The following is a 14,965-nucleotide window of genomic DNA, read 5'->3' as shown; positions in this document are numbered from 1 at the left end:
TTGTCGAAGGTGGGGGCCGGTTATGACAACCGGTTGGAAATATTTTTTGGTTTTTTTGCACGCTCCGCGTGGGGGTTTTGCTTTTTTTCTTGGCTGGTGTTGGTCATTGTGCGCCTGTGGTGGTTTGTTTTGTTTGCCTGCGCGGCGCTCATTTTTGTTCGCCTACGGGGCTGGTCTTTGGTTGTTTTTTTGCCTTTGGCGGCGGCATTGTTCTGTGTGCCTGCGGCGGTGGTCTTTTCTTGATTTTTGCCTGCGCGGCGCTTCTTATGGCTGTTTGCCTACGGCGTTGGTCTTTCCTTGATTTTTTGCCTGCGCGGCGCTTCTTATGTCTGTTTGCCTACGGCGTTGGTCTTCCTTGATTTTTTGCCTGCGCGGCGCTTCTTATGTCTGTCTGCCTACGGCGTTGGTCTTTCCTTGTTCTGACTTCTTTGGCCTTTCCTTGATTTGGTATTGGTTTATTAGCTTTCCCCCTGTGCGGGGGAGCACCTACTTTTCTTTGCCGCCGCAAAGAAAAGTAGGCAAAAGAAAGCGGCTCAAACCGCCAATTCTGAAGCGGGCACCTCGGTCAACCACCGGTAGTGGAAACCTGCCGGACCACACCGTGGTTGGTTACCGCCAGTGACAAGGCCGTCATCCACCCCTTCTCGCGCTGCGCGCTCGCCGGCAAGGTCCATCCCAAACCTCCCGCTTCGTTTTGCGCGAGCAGGGGCCATCGGCTTCGCCTCGGCGAGGTGCAGATCTGGATTACCGAGCAGAACCTGGGCGTAACGGCGCGGCGCGCACGCGTGAAATGGCGAGCTACGCCCTGCGCAAAGCGCAGGCGCCAAACGTAGTGGGTGGTTGGATGAAGTACCTTTCCGGCGAGCGCGCAGCGCGAGAAGGGGCGGATGACTGCCTTGTCACCGGGGCGTGAAGGTGCACTGGCACAGATCAGGTGGCCTCCACTCCCCGTTGATGGCAGTGGTGCCCGCTTAGTACCTGCGGTGTGAAGCCGCTTTCTTTTGCCTACTTTTCTTTGCGGCCGGCAAAGAAAAGTAGGTGCTCCCCCGCACAGGGGGAAAGCTAATAGACCAATATCAAATCAAGGAAAGGCCAAAGAAGTCAGAACAACGAAAGGCACTGCCGTAGGAAAAAACACAACCAGAAAGCCCCGCGCAGGCAAAAAAAGAAAATCAATCGTAACTAACAATCACCGTCACCCGCGTCTCCTCGGCCACCACCGCCCTCTGCTTCGCAGATAGCGACAACGACAACACCCCCCCATCGCGGCCCACGCGATAATGCCCATCCCGCGCAGCGGCAAAAACACGCCCGGAGCCGTCGACAAACCGCGTAGCAACCGCATCATCACGCGCCGTCGCGCCGCCGTTCACCTGCAAGGCAACCTCAGCACCCGACGCCACCCCCGACGGTGCATTGAAAGTCACCGTCCCCGCTGAAGAAGCCACCCGCGCGAGCTGCGCGCCAGTCGCCCCGACACTCGCCCCCGCAGCCGACGCCGCCGAAATCTCGAACTGCGGCGCCACAATCGCTCCGGAGAAAGTGATCGTCCCGCCACTTGAAGCCGTCGCCATAGTCGGCGCAGCAGACATTGTCGCCATCACGGCCACCACGGTCAGCGCTCCGAATCGCCCTGTTCTCGTTTTCATCAGCACTTCTCCTTACGCCGTCTCAAATCGCATCGCGCTGTCAATGCGCCGCCAGCGCCCCAAGGGTCGCCCGGCGCCACCGGACAGCGACCTCTCGCCTACCAACGGGATAACGGCACGGGCCGCAACGCCCTTAAACCCATCGCAGCGAAAAACCCTCCACCGCGCCACCCGCGCCCGGCATCGAATAAAGAGGCGTCCCGCCCGTGCTAACATTCACCTTTCGATCGCGCCGTTTTCGCCTACATCCGGCGCTCATCCGAACCTCCCTTTATCTGCCGGCTATTCCGATGCGTTTTCCGATCTACCGTGCCTTCACCCGCTTGCGCCCCCGCCGCGCGACCGGTTGCGCACGCGCGAACGTATCGCCGCAGCGCGCCGGCCAGCCGACCCGAACGCTCCCGCTTCTCGCCGCCCGGCGCCCGATCTGAACGCTGCGCCCCTTCGCCGGAGCCACGTCGCCGGGCTCCGGGCCGATCTCATCCGCACGCTGTCCCCTTACATGCAGATCGAATTGGAGAACCCGTCATGAAAAAGACCAAAACCTGTTACCTGACCGAACTCGACGTCGCCCGTCTTGAAAAGCACGCCGCCGCACCCGGCGCCGACGCCAGGTTGCACGACATGCTCGGCGACGTGCTGGAACGCGCCGTCATCGTCGAGTCACGCGACATTCCGGCGAACGTCGTCACGATGAATTCACAAGCCACGCTAGTCGACGAAACCAGCGGCGAGCACATGACCTGGACGGTCGTCTACCCGCCCGACGCGGACTTCGCGCATGGCCGCCTGAACGTGTTTTCACCGGCCGGCCTCGCCTTGCTCGGCGCCAAACGCGGCGATCGCATCCGCTTCACGCCGCCAAGCGGCACGGAAAAAGTGCTGAAGCTCGAAAAGATTCTGTTTCAGCCCGAAGCCGCCGACGATTTCACGCGGTAAATCAATCAACCCGCGTCAACCAACCGGCGCGAACCCGAACGCGCTTTCGCGGCGCGCCGCTGTTGCACCGCATCATGTCTGACGACCCAATCAACTTAAGAATAGTGCACGGCTGAGCGGCGTTATATCCGCCATCCAAAATTTCTAGACGGGTTGCCAAGCAGCGTCCGGCCGGTGTATCGTGTGCGCTGCTAACGCGGGGGTCCTGCGTCGCACGGAGGTTGGAGGTCCGTGTTGCGTGGGTGAGAAATACCCTTTGAACCTGATCTGGATAATGCCAGCGCAGGGAAGCGTACGGAGTTCGCACCCAGCTCTACTGTTTCATCTCTCGCGAATTCCGACGACATTCATCTCGTCTCCTGCTTAGCGGCCCCACATTGCTTTGCATGGGACCAGAGTAAGACGCTAAAGCGTCAACTCCGGTCGACCGCAACGAATTGCATGGGACCAGAGTAAGACGCTAAAGCGTCAACTCCGGTCGACCGCAACGAATTGCATGGGACCAGAGTAAGACGCTAAAGCGTCAACTCTGGTCGACACAGGAGATATGCATGAACGCCAATCCGAAGTTCCTTTCCGCCGACGCCCACGTCGATGCCGCCGCTGTCGCCCCGCTGCCGAATTCCCGCAAGGTCTACGTGACCGGCTCGCGACTCGATATCCGCGTGCCGATGCGCGAAATCTCCCAGGCCGATACGCCGGATAGCTTCGGCGGCGAGCAGAATCCGCCGGTCTTCGTCTACGACACGTCGGGCCCCTACTCGGATCCGGACGCGAAGATCGACATCCGCGCGGGTCTGCCGGCGCTGCGTCAACGCTGGATCGAAGAACGCGGCGACACTGAAGCCCTCGACGGCCTCACGAGCCAGTACGGCCGCGAACGCGCCGCCGATCCGGCCACCGCCGAACTGCGCTTCCAGGGCTTGCACCGCACGCCGCGCCGCGCCGTCGCCGGCAAGAACGTCTCGCAGATGCACTACGCGAGGAAAGGCATCATCACGCCGGAAATGGAATACATCGCGATTCGCGAGAATCAGCAGCGCGCCGCATATCTGGAAAGCCTGCGTACGAGCGGTCCGAACGGCGAAAAACTCGCAGCGATGATGGGCCGTCAGCATCCGGGCCAGGCGTTCGGCGCAAGCGCGTTCGGTCCGAACGGCCTCACGGAAATCACGCCGGAATTCGTGCGTGAAGAAGTGGCCCGCGGCCGCGCGATCATCCCGAACAACATCAACCACCCGGAAAGCGAGCCGATGATCATCGGCCGCAACTTCCTCGTGAAGGTGAATGCGAACATCGGCAACTCGGCGGTGACGTCGTCGATCGGCGAAGAAGTCGACAAGATGACGTGGGCGATCCGCTGGGGCGGCGACACGGTGATGGATCTGTCCACCGGCAAGCACATCCACGAAACGCGCGAGTGGATCATCCGCAATTCACCGGTGCCGATCGGCACGGTGCCGATCTATCAGGCGCTGGAAAAGGTCAACGGCAAGGCGGAAGACCTGACGTGGGAAATCTTCCGCGACACGCTGATCGAACAGGCCGAACAAGGCGTCGACTACTTCACGATCCACGCGGGCGTGCGTCTGCAATACGTGCCGCTGACCGCGAAGCGCATGACCGGCATCGTCTCGCGCGGCGGCTCGATCATGGCGAAGTGGTGTCTCGCGCATCACAAGGAAAGCTTTCTGTACGAGCACTTCGAAGACATCTGCGAAATCATGAAGGCGTATGACGTAGCCTTTTCGCTGGGCGACGGCCTGCGCCCCGGTTCGATCTACGATGCGAACGATGAAGCGCAACTCGGCGAGTTGAAGACCCTCGGCGAACTCACGCAGATCGCATGGAAGCACGACGTGCAGACGATGATCGAAGGCCCTGGCCACGTGCCGATGCAACTGATCAAGGAAAACATGGACCTGCAGCTGGAATGGTGCGACGAAGCGCCGTTCTACACGCTGGGACCGCTGACCACCGATATCGCCCCCGGTTACGACCACATCACGTCGGGCATCGGCGCGGCGATGATCGGCTGGTTCGGCACGGCCATGCTCTGCTACGTCACGCCGAAGGAGCACCTCGGCTTGCCGAACAAGGACGACGTGAAGACCGGCATCATCACCTACAAGCTCGCCGCGCATGCGGCCGACCTGGCGAAGGGCCATCCGGGCGCGCAGGTGCGTGACAATGCGCTGTCGAAGGCGCGTTTCGAATTCCGTTGGGAAGACCAGTTCAACCTCGGTCTCGATCCGGACAAGGCACGCGAATTCCACGACGAAACGCTGCCGAAGGATTCGGCCAAGGTCGCGCACTTCTGTTCGATGTGCGGCCCGCACTTCTGCTCGATGAAAATCACCCAGGACGTGCGCGAATTCGCAGCGCAACAAGGCGTCTCCGACGACGAAGCGCTGAAGAAAGGCATGGAAGTGAAGTCGATCGAGTTCATGAAGAAAGGCGCCGAGATTTATCAGCGGCAATAAGGTTCGTAGGGCGGGCGCGTTTTGCGCGCCCGCTGCCGGGCCGCCTGAACTACCTGATCTGGAACTACTGCGTTGCAGCGTCGAAGCCCGCCCCTGGCGGGCTTTTGCGTTGCTGCAGCGTTTCTGCAGCGTTTCTGCGCGAGCGGGCACGCCGCATGCTGCTCCATCGGAAACATTTGATTACGAAACCGACAGTCCGCTGACAAGCGCACACATCTGGATACCGGCTGCGGCGATAAGATCAAATAAACGGACGGCGCAAGCGTGTCCTGTTCCGAATAACCACTGACCACTGGAGTAGGCATCATGAAATCGATCCGACAAATCGGTACGTTCGCGGCGATCGTCGCTGTCGTGGCGAGTCTTTCGGCGTGTGACGGCATGACTACGCGGCAACGCGATACCGCAATCGGCGCGGGTGTCGGCGGCGTGGCCGGTGCCGCGATCGGCGGCAATGCGCTATCGACTCTCGGCGGCGCAGCAGCCGGCGGCATTATCGGCAATCAGGTCGGCAAGTAAGCGACTCGAAGCGAGCCGCGCCCATAGCTGCGGCTCGCGAACGACCGGAAACGGCGGCACTTCAAGCACCGCGGCTTGATGCCGACCGCTTTTGAACACGCTGTGCAATGACGTGAAATAAGCCGTTACGGTTTTGCAATCCTGCGCGGGCGACCGCGGCGTAAGCTCATGGCATGACACCCGGATGAGGGCGTCCGATGCAAACAGGAGCGCGTCATGAAGTCCCGGGTCATCAATACCCTCAGCGCGATGAGCCAGCGGCTCCCCCGCGGCGTACCGCGCATTTCACAAACAGGAATTGCGCTGACCGGCGCGCTTTCCATTCTCACGCTGTCCGGGTGCTATTACCCATACGGCTACTATCCGGCCTATTACCCGTACTACGCTACCGTGCCAGCCGATGCGGCTCAGCGCGAAGTACCGGTTGGACCCAACGGTTCGACCGCACAACAACAGGCTCAATCTGCACAGCAGGCGCAAGCCGATTCGCAGTACGCGCCGCCGGCCTACGTGGTCGCCCAACCGCCACCCGTCTACGTCGCGCCGGTCTACCCCGCCTACTATCCGCCGCCCGTGTATCCGGCTTACTACGGCTATCCCGGCTGGTATGGGCCGTCCCTGTCGATCGGCTTCGGCTATTGGTGGGGTGGCCACGGCCGCCATCACTGAAGCGCGCTTCGCCGGTAGTTTCCCTTCTTGACGCGCCGCGCCCGGGCTCTATGCTTGGGATTGCCGCACGCAGTACCCGTTTAAATAAGCGCCCCGGCGCATTTCACACGCGCCGCCGACGCCCATCCGTCACACCAGAGCGACGCGCCCGGTAGTGCGTAGTCCCGCGTCGAGTTCGAATAACAACGAAGGAGACGCGATGTTTCACCAACTACTCACGCCCGTCGGCAATTCGCTACTGCCGTCGTTCCTCGTCGCCGCATTGCCGATCATCGTCGTGCTGCTGTTGCTCGGCTGGGCCCGCCGGCCGGCGTGGCAAGCATCGCTCGCCGGCCTGATCGCCGGCTTGATTGTGGCGATTTTCGTCTGGCAGTTCCCAGTCAAGCTCGCGGTCGATTCGGTGGTGGCGGGCGCGGTGTTCGCCTGCTGGCCGGTCATGTGGATCGTGTTCGCGGCGATCCTGCTCTACAACATCGCGCAGCGCTCGGGGCGCTTCGCGGCGTTCCGCATGTGGATGATCGACAACCTGCCGAACGACCGGCGCGTCGTGCTGGTGGTGGTCGGCTTTTCGTTCGGCGCGCTGCTCGAAGGCATCTCCGGCTTCGGCACGCCGGTCGCGATCACCAGTTCGCTGCTGATCCTGCTCGGTTTTCCGACGCTCGAGGCGCTCACCTTCACGCTGATCTTCAACACGGCGCCGGTCGCGTTCGGCGCGCTGGGGGTGCCGATCACGGTGCTCGGCGCGGTCACGCACCTGCCGGCCGACTCGCTCGCCAAGATGGTCGGCCGCCAGTTGCCGTTCTTCGCGCTCCTGCTGCCGTTCTACGTGATCGGCATGTATGCGGGCTTTCGCAACATGCTGCGCGTGTGGCCGGTGCTGCTGGTGTCGGGCGCGAGCTTCGCGCTGACGCAGTTCGTCGCGTCGAACTACGTGAACTACAGCCTGACCGACGTGTTGTCGTCGCTGGTGTCGCTGATCGTGACGATCGCGTTCCTGCGCGTCTGGAAACCCGTCGCCGATCCGCAATTCGCTGTCAACATCGACCGCGTCGGCGAGGTGCGCGGCAAGATCGGCGGCGGCCAGGGCTGGTATCCGTGGATCATCGTGTCGGTGGTGGTGATCGTCTGGACCATCGCGAAGGTCTTTCTGATCGGCGACGTCAAGGTGCCGTGGCCGGGACTCGACAAGGCCGTCTTCATCACGCTGTACAACACGCCGTACAGCGCAGTGTGGGACTTCCAGCCGCTTGGTACCGGCACGGCGATTCTGGTGGCCGCCATCATCACGTCGTTCGTGGTGGGACTCGGCGCGCGCGAATTCGGCGCGGCGATCGTCGACACCTGGGTCCAGACGCGCATCGCCATCCTGACGGTGGCGACCATCGTGGGGCTTGCGTATCTGATGAACTACTCGGGCCTCAACTACACGCTCGGCCTGGGCGTCGCGTCGGTCGGACCGTTCTTTCCGCTGGTGTCAGCCTTCCTCGGCTGGGTCGCGGTGTTCCTGTCCGGCAGCGATACGTCGGGCAACGCACTGTTCGGCAATCTGCAGGTGGTAGCCGCCAACCAGCTGAACCTCAACCCGATCCTGATGGCGGCGACCAACTCGTCCGGCGGCGTAATGGGCAAGATGATCTCGCCGCAAAACATCTCGACGGGCGTGGCGACCACCGACCTCAAGGGCAAAGAAGGCGTCGTATTCGCGAAGACCTTCAAGCATTCGATTCTGTTGACGGTGATACTCGGCGTGCTCGTCTGGCTGCAACAAAACGTCTTGCAAGGGATGATTCCGCACTGAATGCGGAGCGGGTTTATCGGCGGGCGCGCAATTCGGACGGTGCGCCCGTTTGGTGTTGGGCGCCATGTCTGCCCCGCTCACGGAGGCTTGCGCAACTGCTGCGCTGCCGCAATAAAATTCACGTGCGCCCACCGCCTGCCCCACCGCACCAGCTTCGCCGGCTGCATCGCGCCATTTTCATCGCAATTTTTCTCACATCAGCGTGAGAATTACTCGTTTTGCGAGCGCACCGGCAGCACTTACGATCACGCTATCAGACGCCTCTCCTCTCCCGGATCTTGCCATTTCATTCCAGCCTGAAACGTTTCGGGCGATTGCGCTGCTACGATGCGCTGGCGTCTCGACTCAACCGCGCGCGGCGCCACCACAATGAATGCTAAAAATCTGTTGCAGTTGCTGATCCTTGCCGCCCTATGGGGCGCGTCGTTTCTGTTTATCCGCGTCGGCGTGACCGACTTCGGCGTCGCGCCGCTGATGGCGCTGCGTGTCGGCATCGGCGCGGCCTTCCTTGCGATCGTGCTGATCGCGCGACGGCCGCTGCGCCAGTCGGCCGCGACGCTGCGCACGCGGGCCTTTCCGCTGCTGGTGGTCGGCATCCTGAATTCGGCGGCACCCTTCTGTCTCTTCGCCTATGCGGAGTTGACGCTGTCGGCCGGCGTCACCTCGGTGATCAATGCAACCACGCCGCTGTGGGGCGCGCTCGTCGGCTTCTTATGGCTGCGCGATCGCCTGAGCGCGCTGCGCACGCTAGGTCTCGTGATCGGCTTTCTCGGCGTATTGATGCTGGTGTGGGATCAGATCGCCGCGCCGAACGGCTCGGCCGCCACGCCGCTGACAACCGCGCTCGCGGCCGGCGCCGCGCTCGGCGCCACGCTGCTGTATGGCATCGCCGCCAATTACACGAAACGGCACCTGACAGGCGTCGACGCATTGACCGTGGCGACCGGCACGATGACCGGCGCCACCATCGTTTTGCTGCCGCTCGCCGTGATCTACTGGCCGGCCACGCCGATCTCGCTGCATGCGTGGGGCGCCGTGATCGCGCTGGGTGTCGCGTGCACCGGCGTCGCGTATATGCTGTTCTTCCATCTGATCGCGGTGGCCGGGCCGGCGCGTGCAATCACAGTGACCTTCGTGATTCCGATCTTCGGCATTCTGTGGGGCGCGCTGTTTCTCGGCGAAAGCGTGTCGCCCGGCATGCTGGAAGGCTGCGGCGTGATCCTGGTCGGCACCGCGCTCGCCACCGGGGTGATCAAACGGCTGCCGTGGCTCGGAACGCGCCGCGCCGACACCTGAACTCCGCTTGGGCGATGTCCTCGACATCGCCACCTCTGCCGATCGCAGCCATTCCCGCGCACCCAAAAATAGCCCGCACTCCACCGGAGTGCGGGCGAAACCGTCGCCCTACGAGCGATAGGCGACGGGGCCACCGAGGCCGCGCGCGGCGGCCGCGAGGCAATGCTTCAAGCGCCAGAACCGCTTTTAAACCGCCTTGATTCAAGGCACCGGCCATTTCGTACGCTGCGACGTATGCCGCATCCGCAGGCCGGTCGGCCGCCACGGTTCCCGCGGCGCCAAAGCGGCTCCGCACACGAGCGCGAGGACGAGCAAGCTCGCAGCCCACATCCAGTAAGGGATCACGTCGAACATGGTCAACTCCCGCAGGTATCCGCGTTGATTTCGCGTTGGTATCCGGTTGGTACCGGTGTTCCTGCGCGGAAGCAAAACGCGTGCGCAGCAACGAACACCGCCGTGCTCAATAGCGAGAAATAGCGAGAGGCATAAAAAAACCCGCCCGATTTGCATTCCGGGCGGGTTTTCAGACTGCGTTTCTGCGTACTACGACTTCATTCAGCGCAGCTGGTCGACCATCAGACTCATGATCTGCCTGGCCGGCGCGCTCTGGTCGATCTGACCGTTTTCGTCGACCACGGCCACACGCGTCTGGTCCGGCGTCACCGCGCGCACGTTCACGCGATACTGCTTGGCGACCTTTTCTTTCTTGCCGTGAAATACCTGGCTCCAGAAGCCCTGCTCGGCCGAGCTCATATCCTTCGGATCGACGTAGCGCACGAAGTACAGCCCCCGGTTGAGGTCGCGATCGTCGACGGTGAAGTTGCTGCGATCGAGCGCAAGGCCCACGCGCAGCCACGCACGGTCATACGGCTCGCCGAGCGTCAATTCGGTGGAGGAGAACTGCGCCGCGGTATTCGCCGAGTCTGCGTCCGGCAACGGCTGCTGCGCCGACAGCGCGACGTTTTGAGCCGCGGTGGCCGCAGCCGCCGACTTCGCCCCCGCCGTAGCCGCATTCGGCGCGGTTTGCGCGCCGGCCGGCGACAGCTCGCCGCTTCGCGTATCGCCCGACCCGGTGCGCGAATCGGCGAGCGCCAGCGCCGCCATCAGGCGCTTCAAATATTCCTGTTCGAGGCCGGGATCGTTTGGCTTCGGTTCCCACTTGCTCGAATCGTTGTTCGGGCCGGTGAGCGCTTCGCGCAAGCCTTTCTGGCTGATGAACACGTAAGTGCCGCCGTTCGGCGCCGCTTCGAGACGCGTACGGTATTTGTTACGCTCCGAGCTCACGTAGCTGTTGCCCATCGCCTTCGACAGCGTGCTGCGGATCAGGCCGTCGTTGATCTGCGCGTGAGTTTCGTTCCAGTCGGTTTCCATCACGCCCTTGTCGCGCTGGTCGACCACCAGCAGGAAGCCCTGTTCCTGCCAGAAGCGGCGGACCTGCGCCCACGCCTGGTCGGGCGCCTTGTTGTCGATCACCAGCCAGCTTTCGGTGCCGTCACGCTGGATATGCATGCCAGTGACGGGCGGTACGACGGCCACGCTGTTGGCGACCGGCGCTTGCGCCTGCACCTGCTTGAGCGTGGACAACGAGGTTTCGCCGCCTTGCGGGGGCAACGAACGCTGATCGGACGTCTCATCGATCATGTTCGGCGGTACGGCGAGTGACACCTGCTTCGATTTCGAGTCGCTCTTGTAGTCGATTTTGGTCGGCGACGACGTGCCGCAGCCGGCGACCAGCCCGCCTGCCATCAGCATTACTGCAAACCGCTTGGTAAGACGAAGATCAGTCATGTTCGGGGAATCCTTCCGCTACGCCACGGCAAGTTTCCGTGGATCAACCCAACATTTTACCGATCCCGGCGACACATGTGCAAAAAGAGGGGTTTGCCCGCGAATTGGATACTGTGCGACCAGCGAAATGCACGCGCTAATGGCTTGCTGGCAAGCCGCCAGACCGCCCGGGCCGGTGACCTCGCCGGTACCCCGGAACGGCCGGCGCCGGGCGTTGCCGGGTCGTTCGTTTGCTGCTCTTCTGCTGCCATCCCTGCCATCCCTGCCATCTCCTCCTCCGCCTCCGCCTCCTCTCCTGCTTCATCAAGCAGCGAAATTTAACAGTTCACAACACTTCCCGCTTGACTGTCAGGCATCCCCTACAAATTCATCAGATCATTGTTTTGAAAGGCTTTTCCCGTCCTCTCGGCGCATCTATTTTGAGATTACGGAAAGCGGTGCCTGTCCCGTCCTACAAAGGTCAAGAGTCCTCAGTGCTATCTTGAATTGGCCATCCTGATAAAAATCCGCGGACCACCTGCGGAGCACAAAGCCATGCCAAATCCTTTTTTCCGGCCCACCGTCACCGCCTCGACGCTGCTGCTTGTTCTGCTACTCGGCGGAGCCGATGCGCGCGCCGAACTGGGCGGCACGATGCCCGGCCAGGCAGATCCAGCGGCTGCATGGAGCGCGCCGCAAACCCTGCTGAACGGCACGCTGCGCATGCGCACGCTGACCGATACGGGCAATACCACGGTCACCGAATACGCGTCGAGCACCGGCCAGATCGTCGCTTACACCTGGCAGGGTCCGACCATGCCCGATCTGCGCGCGCTACTGGGAAAGTACGCCGACTCCTACCGCGCGGGCGCCGCCTTGACGGCGGGCGGCAACCTGCACACCTCGCGGGTGGTCCGTCCGGACGTGATCGTTGAATCCGGCGGGCCGATGCGCGGCTATGTCGGACGCGCGTGGCTGCCGGCAGCCCTGCCGGCCGGCGTCACACCCGACGACTTCCGCTGACCAGCAAACTCCACAGAGAGACGCCATAAAAAGACATCACGAGGAAGCCATGAAGACCTCCGTTCATCTCCACGCCTTGCCCCTGATCTGCGCCGCACTAGTGTCCTGAGTTAGAAGTTCGTTGAATCAATCTTCCGCTCTATCCGAAATGACGAAATGCTGATTAAAAAGCCGCTCGGACTCGCGCAACCCTTCTTCGGTAAAGATCACGGATTTCGTCTTGTTGACCGGATCATCAATGAAGCCGCGTTCGTAGAGCCGATTTAGCACATCCCAGTCGAAACCCTTCCATGCGCGGTATCGATCATGCAGGGTCAGGTAGAGGAGTGCCAGGGCGACTTCATCAATTGCATCGGTATTGATTTTCATGGTGCTACTCCCGCGGCCTTACGAACCCGCACACAAAACCGTTCGAGGCTGGCCAGGATCTCGTCAGCCGACTTGCTCCAGGCAAACGGCTGGGGATTAGCGTTATAGGTGTCCAGGTAATGACGAATCGCGTCTTCGAGCTGACGTGTCGATCGATGCGTGCCGCGTCGAAGGTATTTTTCAGTGAGCGTGGCGAACCAGCGTTCGACCTGATTAAGCCAGGACGCCGAAGTGGGCGTGAAGTGAACATGGAAGCGAGGATGGCGAGCGAACCAGGCTTTGATCGAGGGTGTTTTGTGCGTCCCATAGTTGTCCATCACCAGATGCACATCCAGACCGGATGGCACGCTGGCTTCGATGGTACGCAGAAAGCGCAGGAATTCGCTGCTGCGATGGCGCCGATGTACCTCCCCGATCACTTCACCAGTAGCAATGTCCAGCGCAGCGAACAGCGTGGTCGTGCCGTGGCGCATGTAATCATGCGTGCGTCGCTCAGCGATGCCGGGTGCCAGTGGCAATATGGGTTGCGTGCGGTCCAGCGCCTGAATCTGGCTCTTCTCGTCCACGCACAGCACCATGGCCTTGAGCGGCGGATCCAGATAAAGCCCGACGATATCTCGCACCTTGTCGACGAACATCGGATCGCTGGAGAGCTTGAACGTTTCCTGCCGATGCGGTTGCAAACCAAAAGCACGCCAGATTCGCGTGACTGCGGTCTGCGACAATTTCATCTCATGAGCCATCGTGCGCGTGCTCCAGTGAGTAGCTCCGACAGGAACGGACTCGAGCGTCTTCGCAATGACAGCATCGACGCGCGCGTCATCGATCGTTCTCGGCGCGCCGGGCCGAGGCGCATCAAGCAGTCCGTCCAGACGGTGGATCACGAACCGCGCCCGCCACTTCGAAACCGTTTGCTGAGTGACCCGCTGTTTCGCCGCAACTGTCTTGTTATCCATACCATCGGCACAAGCCAGTACGATGCGCGCCCGCAATGCCAGGGCCTGTGCCGTCTTGCGTCGCATCGTCAGCGCTTGCAGTTGTTCGCGTTCCGATTCGCTCAGCACGAGTTCTCCTTTGGGCCGTCCGCTCATCGTTACCTCCCGTATCAAGTGCCACACAAGACACTTTAGTACGGGATTGACATCTTTCAATGAATTTCTAACTCAGGACACTAGCGGGTTGCGGAGGCGGTGGCGGCAGCACCCCGGCCGCCTCGACCGCGGCCAACCCGGCCAGCCCTGCCAGCGCCGCGAGCGCACCGGCTGCCGCGGATCCTGCCTCGCCTGGATCCGGACCAGCCGTAGCCGGCCCATCCACCTCTGTGCCGCAGTCGACCACACCCAACGTCCAGCCGATCACGGTCAGCGCCGCGCCGGGCCTGACGCGCAATATGCTGACGACCAGCGTCACCGTCTGCCAGCCCGGCACCGGCAATTGCGCGACGATCGACGACATTCAGGTCGATACCGGCTCGCACGGCTTGCGGATCCTCGCGTCGGCGCTGCCGGCCAGCGTGCAGCTCGCCGCTGTCGCGTCGGGCAGCGGCATCGTCGGCGAGTGCGCTGTGTTCGGCGGCGGTTACGCGTGGGGCTCGGTGCGCAGTGCGGATGTCCGCATGGCGGGTCAGCTGGCCGCCTCGATCCCGATCCAGCTGATCGCCGACTCCGCGCTGCCGAGCGTGCCGACGGACTGCGCAGGCTCAGGACCGGCGATGCTGACGGCGAACAGCCTGCGCGCCAACGGCATTCTCGGCGTCGGCCTGTTCGCGGCCGACTGCGGCAGCGGCTGCGTCGATGCGGCGTTGCCGCGCTGGTACTACCGCTGCGACGCCGGCGGCGCCTGTATCGCCAGCACGCAAGCCCTTGCACAGCAAGTCGCCAATCCGGTCAGCAGCTTCGCGCTGGACAACAACGGCGTCATCATCGACCTGCCGGCGATCGCCGACAGCGGCGCGGCCAGCGTGTCGGGTTCGATGATCTTCGGCATCGGCACCCAGGCGAACAACACGCTCGGCGGCGCAACCGTCGTCAAGGCGAATCCGCAGACGGGCTATGTGCGCACCGCCAGCGCCGGCCAGACTTATTCACAAAGCTATGTCGACAGCGGCTCGAACGGGCTGTTTTTTGCCAGCACCCAGTTTCCGCAATGCGGCTACTGGTACTGCCCGAGTTCGACGCAAACGGCGAGCGCCGCGATGATGGGCACCGACGGCGCGTCGAGCACGGTGTCGTTTGCGGTCGGCAATTCGCGCGCGCTGTTCGCTTCGTCGAATGACGCGTTCAACGATCTGGCCGGGATTGCCAGCAACAGCTTCGGCTGGGGCCTGCCGTTCTTTTTCGGACGGCGCGTCTACACGGCGATCGCGGCGCGCGTCACGTCGGCCGGGCCTGGTCCCTTTTACGCGTTCTGAGCTCAGGACGATGGACATGCGGAATTCGCCGGCGCAGAAAATT

General features: G+C 62.4%; 15 protein-coding genes and 1 riboswitch. Of the genes, 9 read left to right on the top strand and 6 right to left on the bottom strand.

The features are described 5' to 3' along the window. Nucleotides 1-243 carry a hypothetical protein gene (locus tag AC07WT_RS06055; RefSeq protein ID WP_494946408.1) on the top strand — a complete coding sequence of 81 codons (243 nt, stop codon included), beginning with the start codon at nucleotides 1-3 and terminating at the stop codon, nucleotides 241-243. Between the two features lie 929 nt (nucleotides 244-1,172). Here AC07WT_RS06055 and AC07WT_RS06050 read toward each other — a convergent pair. Beyond that, nucleotides 1,173-1,649: a hypothetical protein gene (locus tag AC07WT_RS06050; RefSeq protein ID WP_494946407.1), complete on the bottom strand. Its 477-nt coding sequence runs from the start codon at nucleotides 1,647-1,649 to the stop codon at nucleotides 1,173-1,175. Between the two features lie 528 nt (nucleotides 1,650-2,177). On the opposite strand from AC07WT_RS06050, the gene AC07WT_RS06045 reads away from it, so the two are divergent. From AC07WT_RS06045 to AC07WT_RS06020, 6 genes are all read left to right on the top strand, one after another. Then, a complete protein-coding gene (locus AC07WT_RS06045; protein ID WP_492592002.1) occupies nucleotides 2,178-2,588 on the top strand; it encodes a GreA/GreB family elongation factor in 411 nt (136 codons plus the stop codon). Between the two features lie 188 nt (nucleotides 2,589-2,776). Then, nucleotides 2,777-2,895, top strand: a riboswitch (TPP riboswitch). Between the two features lie 244 nt (nucleotides 2,896-3,139). After that, nucleotides 3,140-5,071 (top strand): phosphomethylpyrimidine synthase ThiC, encoded by a 1,932-nt coding sequence (thiC, locus tag AC07WT_RS06040; RefSeq protein WP_494946406.1) that lies wholly within the window; start codon nucleotides 3,140-3,142, stop codon nucleotides 5,069-5,071. A 306-nt stretch (nucleotides 5,072-5,377) separates the two neighbouring features. Then, the gene (locus AC07WT_RS06035; RefSeq protein ID WP_115105211.1) at nucleotides 5,378-5,590 is read left to right on the top strand and encodes a YMGG-like glycine zipper-containing protein; all 213 of its coding nucleotides are present in this window, start codon (nucleotides 5,378-5,380) and stop codon (nucleotides 5,588-5,590) included. 216 nt (nucleotides 5,591-5,806) lie between these two features. Then, nucleotides 5,807-6,259 (top strand): hypothetical protein, encoded by a 453-nt coding sequence (locus AC07WT_RS06030; RefSeq protein ID WP_494946405.1) that lies wholly within the window; start codon nucleotides 5,807-5,809, stop codon nucleotides 6,257-6,259. A gap of 199 nt (nucleotides 6,260-6,458) precedes the next feature. Further along, entirely contained in the window at nucleotides 6,459-8,057 is a 1,599-nt protein-coding gene (locus tag AC07WT_RS06025; protein ID WP_494946404.1) for an L-lactate permease, read from the top strand. 369 nt (nucleotides 8,058-8,426) lie between these two features. After that, nucleotides 8,427-9,353 (top strand): DMT family transporter, encoded by a 927-nt coding sequence (locus AC07WT_RS06020; protein WP_492592006.1) that lies wholly within the window; start codon nucleotides 8,427-8,429, stop codon nucleotides 9,351-9,353. A gap of 201 nt (nucleotides 9,354-9,554) precedes the next feature. On the opposite strand, the gene AC07WT_RS06015 is transcribed toward AC07WT_RS06020, so the two are convergent. Together AC07WT_RS06015 and bamC are read right to left on the bottom strand one after the other, a co-directional pair. Beyond that, nucleotides 9,555-9,707, bottom strand: coding sequence for a hypothetical protein (locus AC07WT_RS06015; RefSeq protein ID WP_494946403.1), 153 nt, complete (start codon nucleotides 9,705-9,707; stop codon nucleotides 9,555-9,557). A gap of 201 nt (nucleotides 9,708-9,908) precedes the next feature. Beyond that, nucleotides 9,909-11,141, bottom strand: a complete 1,233-nt coding sequence (bamC, locus tag AC07WT_RS06010) for an NlpB/DapX family lipoprotein (RefSeq protein ID WP_494946402.1) — start codon at nucleotides 11,139-11,141, stop codon at nucleotides 9,909-9,911. A gap of 534 nt (nucleotides 11,142-11,675) precedes the next feature. On the opposite strand from bamC, the gene AC07WT_RS06005 reads away from it, so the two are divergent. Further along, nucleotides 11,676-12,143, top strand: a complete 468-nt coding sequence (locus AC07WT_RS06005; protein ID WP_494946401.1) for a DUF2844 domain-containing protein — start codon at nucleotides 11,676-11,678, stop codon at nucleotides 12,141-12,143. 126 nt (nucleotides 12,144-12,269) lie between these two features. Here AC07WT_RS06005 and AC07WT_RS06000 read toward each other — a convergent pair whose 3' ends face one another. From AC07WT_RS06000 to AC07WT_RS05990, 3 genes are all read right to left on the bottom strand, one after another. Beyond that, nucleotides 12,270-12,512 (bottom strand): DUF6429 family protein, encoded by a 243-nt coding sequence (locus AC07WT_RS06000; RefSeq protein ID WP_429259590.1) that lies wholly within the window; start codon nucleotides 12,510-12,512, stop codon nucleotides 12,270-12,272. Then, the gene (locus tag AC07WT_RS05995) at nucleotides 12,509-13,603 is read right to left on the bottom strand and encodes an IS630 family transposase (RefSeq protein ID WP_492596519.1); all 1,095 of its coding nucleotides are present in this window, start codon (nucleotides 13,601-13,603) and stop codon (nucleotides 12,509-12,511) included. Before AC07WT_RS05995 ends, AC07WT_RS06000 begins: the two co-directional genes overlap by 4 nt. A gap of 67 nt (nucleotides 13,604-13,670) precedes the next feature. Then, the gene (locus AC07WT_RS05990) at nucleotides 13,671-13,901 is read right to left on the bottom strand and encodes a hypothetical protein (RefSeq protein ID WP_494946400.1); all 231 of its coding nucleotides are present in this window, start codon (nucleotides 13,899-13,901) and stop codon (nucleotides 13,671-13,673) included. A 1-nt stretch (nucleotide 13,902) separates the two neighbouring features. Here AC07WT_RS05990 and AC07WT_RS05985 point away from each other — a divergent pair, with 1 nt between their 5' ends. After that, a complete protein-coding gene (locus AC07WT_RS05985; protein ID WP_494946399.1) occupies nucleotides 13,903-14,922 on the top strand; it encodes a DUF3443 domain-containing protein in 1,020 nt (339 codons plus the stop codon). The last annotated feature ends 43 nt before the right edge of the window (nucleotides 14,923-14,965 follow it).

It is taken from the genome of Paraburkholderia sp. GW821-FHT02A12 (assembly GCF_059422005.1).
The sequence above is the reverse complement of the archived record's forward strand: the minus strand, read 5'-3'. Positions and strand labels throughout refer to the sequence as shown.

Bases quoted from the DNA above. Each gene is read 5' to 3' on its own strand.
- AC07WT_RS06050 (WP_494946407.1), bottom strand. From the start codon at position 1,649: ATGAAAACGAGAACAGGGCGATTCGGAGCGCTGACCGTGGTGGCCGTG.
- AC07WT_RS06005 (WP_494946401.1), top strand. From the start codon at position 11,676: ATGCCAAATCCTTTTTTCCGGCCCACCGTCACCGCCTCGACGCTGCTG.
- AC07WT_RS06020 (WP_492592006.1), top strand. From the start codon at position 8,427: ATGAATGCTAAAAATCTGTTGCAGTTGCTGATCCTTGCCGCCCTATGG.
- AC07WT_RS06025 (WP_494946404.1), top strand. From the start codon at position 6,459: ATGTTTCACCAACTACTCACGCCCGTCGGCAATTCGCTACTGCCGTCG.
- thiC (WP_494946406.1), top strand. From the start codon at position 3,140: ATGAACGCCAATCCGAAGTTCCTTTCCGCCGACGCCCACGTCGATGCC.
- bamC (WP_494946402.1), bottom strand. From the start codon at position 11,141: ATGACTGATCTTCGTCTTACCAAGCGGTTTGCAGTAATGCTGATGGCA.
- AC07WT_RS06030 (WP_494946405.1), top strand. From the start codon at position 5,807: ATGAAGTCCCGGGTCATCAATACCCTCAGCGCGATGAGCCAGCGGCTC.
- AC07WT_RS06045 (WP_492592002.1), top strand. From the start codon at position 2,178: ATGAAAAAGACCAAAACCTGTTACCTGACCGAACTCGACGTCGCCCGT.
- AC07WT_RS05985 (WP_494946399.1), top strand. From the start codon at position 13,903: ATGCTGACGACCAGCGTCACCGTCTGCCAGCCCGGCACCGGCAATTGC.
- AC07WT_RS06000 (WP_429259590.1), bottom strand. From the start codon at position 12,512: ATGAAAATCAATACCGATGCAATTGATGAAGTCGCCCTGGCACTCCTC.
- AC07WT_RS06035 (WP_115105211.1), top strand. From the start codon at position 5,378: ATGAAATCGATCCGACAAATCGGTACGTTCGCGGCGATCGTCGCTGTC.
- AC07WT_RS06015 (WP_494946403.1), bottom strand. From the start codon at position 9,707: ATGTTCGACGTGATCCCTTACTGGATGTGGGCTGCGAGCTTGCTCGTC.
- AC07WT_RS05995 (WP_492596519.1), bottom strand. From the start codon at position 13,603: ATGAGCGGACGGCCCAAAGGAGAACTCGTGCTGAGCGAATCGGAACGC.